Below are 2,981 nucleotides of genomic sequence, written 5' to 3'. Positions count from 1 at the left end.
CGCTGCTTTCCGCGGTGATCCGGTAAAAGTAAGTTGTACCGGGTTGAAGGTCCATGAGGACCTGCTGGAAGCTCCTGCGCGATGTGCCGGCTCCCATGCCCTGCGCCGGCGTCTTTTTTCCGAGGGCAGAGCTCGTGCCCCACTCGAACCAGGCTTCCGTGGCGAACCCGTTGGGGTTTACCGTGCCGTTTAATTCGGCGCTGCTCGTGGTGACCGCCGTTGCCGGCGCCGTCGATGCCTCGGGGGGTACGGGCAGCTTCTTCGTTAAAAACGTGTTGACCCTTCCCGCTGCCGTCCCTGCGCCGTTTGCCGCCGCGACGCGGTAGTAATAGGTGGTGCCGGGTTTCAGCCCGGAGAGCAATTCCGTCACCTCCTGGAATGACTCCCCCGATCCTGCCGCTTGCCTCTTCGTCCTGTTTGTGAGCGACGAATCGCTCGTGCCCCACTCGAACCAGGCCTCCGTGGGCATGCCGTTCGGGTTTACGGTTCCGCTCACCCTCGCACCCTCCGTCGTTACCTGCGATGGAGGGCCGGTCTCTGCGGCAGGCGGGTTCAGGACGATTTCGGCAAGGGCCATGTTTGCGTTTCCCTGATGGGTGGAGCCATCAGCAAATTCCCAGGGTCCCGATTCTGCGGGCTCGTACCCTTCCTTCGACGCCGTCAGCCAGCGGACGCCGTCGGGGAAGCCGCTCAGGAAGTAGAAGCCGTGTTCGTTGGTGGTGGTGCTGAATGTTGGGTCCGTGATGAGGCCCACGACGGCCCCGGAGTGATCGCTTTCCCCCTCGATGGTTACGAAACCGTCTATGGAGTTGTAGGCGCCGCCGTTGGTGGATCTCATCGCTCCCCTGACGCCGCCTGCAGGGTAGAGGTAACTGCCAACCAGCATTTTATCGGCGTTTTTGGCTGGATGATCGAGAAGCTCGAATATGATCTCCCTGCCCCCCGAATCTGTCCCGTGGTAGCTGTCTTCGGCCCGCGTGCCGCTGATACGGTAAGTACCGTTCTCTCCCGGAGTGGTGTGGCTGGTGACAAAGAGGGTGCCGTCGAAAGAATCTTCGGTCTGATTGAACGAGATGGTGAACTCGCCGCTCTTGTCCCCGGTTTCGTACCAGACCCCCGAGTAGCTGATGCCGCCGCTGGTGATCGCCTCGTCCAGCCCGGTGTCGCCAAGGTCTAAAATTCCCGTTTTGTTCTGCTCGCTGTCTATGAAGGTGATCAAACCCGATAGCAGTTTCGACTCCATCTGGTTCAGCTCCCCGTCGGCAATATCCTGCTCCAGGTCATAAAGAACGGTTGAGATGCTTCCGCCTGCCGAGTCCGACGCGGTGCTCGTTCCGTGGATTTGCGAGGATAGGTGGGAGATCGCCGCCAGCAGGAGGCTGTAGTCCTTTTCCTCTTGGGTTGCGCCCAGCGCTTCCGTTGAGTCCAGCGGGTCGATGGGCTCGCAGGAGAGGATGTCTATCCCGGTTATGCCGGAAACGAGGGAATTTGCCTCTCTGATGCCCTCCGGCGTAAGCGTTTTAGCCAGCCTGTAGGCGAGCTCCGTAAGCGGCGTTACCATCGCCGACACCTTTCCCGAAGCGTGCGCCACGGCTGCGTGGAGCCTCAGGTTGTTCTCGACGATGAACCCCGTTGCTTCGTCGCGGTATTTGCCACCGGTCAGCGAGATCAGGATCGGCCCCCCGTAGCTGCCGAGGTCGATTGCGTATCTGCCGCTCTCATCGGTTACGCTTTTCCCGATGCTCTTCCCCACAGAACCGTCCGCTTCGATGGCGAAGATCTCCACCTCGCCCCCGAAAATGGGACCCTTGGATGATCTTCCCGCCAGTGAAGATGTCTTTGCAGATTCCTCGGGATCGATACCCAGGAAACTGCCGCATGAAGTGAGATTCAGCGCGACAATCAGTGTAAGCAGGATCGACAGCCCAGACCAGCGACTTCTTTTCAACCCCCCTCCCCCAAGAGTGCCCCCTTTCACCCATCCCGGTTGATACAGGATTCGGAAACCAGCTTCGGGCGGCACAGGAATCCGTGCAGCAAATAGCAGATTTATATAATGAAATTTCGGTCGTTACCCGGTTCTGGAGGAACTGTTGCCGGAGAAGGAAGCCCGGCAACCACACAATCCCCTTTTACGCTGCACCGATAAGCGTGCAGAAACCCCATCTGAAATTAGGGGGTTATGACGCTTCCCTGAGATGTCAGATTTTCCTGCCGTGGCGGCAAGAAGGTGCAAATTACCTCAGACGATAGTAAATTATCCGGCTTTTGTCAAGAGCATTGTTTCGACGGAGCAGCGGTGCATTGATCATAAAGTTATTTTATTTCATATCGTTAGTCTATTATGGTGAAGATCGGGACGTCGGTATCGAACGATTTATGCTGTCTAGCTTTCCGGAGAGGGCCGTGGATATCCTGATAAGGACGATATAATAAAAAAGCCGGGAAAAATTATGCGAACAGATTGGGTAATTATTTTCACAAATTAAAGATTTTTTTTCTTTCATTCAACGCTTATTGTGCGCTGTCAGAAGGAGAGGCGAAAAAGCAGCAGATAGTGAATTATTATAAGAATAAATAATTATTAAGATAAATATATATAGCCGTAAAGGTTATCATTATCGATATTTTTTTGGCACGGTAATTGGTTTGCTCCCTCATATTATTGGAGTTTTGACGTCAACCTGACGTTGTGGGGGGAAAATTGGGCGGTGGATTTCTACGTTCTTCCGGGGTATCTTCTTTCAATAAGCAAAATTACTTAAAAGTTTTCTGCGATCGGCTGCCCGCACGTTTTTTCCTGCCGGATCAGCGTTACATTTTTTAACGAGTCTCGCTGGTCATTAAATGTATCACGCTGTTTTTTCTGCCGATTTGCAATTCGGAACGGCGGGAGCCCATCAGGGGTAGTCGTTGAGTGAAAGGAATGTGATGGACTGGTACCTCATATACACCAAGCCGAAGGATGAGGAGCGGGTTGT

1 protein-coding gene is annotated in these 2,981 nt (G+C 54.6%); it reads right to left on the bottom strand.

The window, feature by feature from the left end:
* Nucleotides 1-1,948, bottom strand: a 1,948-nt coding sequence (locus GTN70_08415) for a hypothetical protein (protein ID NIO17007.1), incomplete at its 3' end; no start/stop codon positions are given.
* Nucleotides 1,949-2,981 lie beyond the last annotated feature (1,033 nt).

The sequence above is a fragment of the Deltaproteobacteria bacterium genome (genome assembly GCA_011773515.1).
Taxonomy (GTDB): domain Bacteria; phylum Desulfobacterota; class Deferrimicrobia; order J040; family J040; genus WVXK01.
Note: the sequence above shows the minus strand (reverse complement) of the source record. Positions and strands in the feature narration are given on the sequence as shown.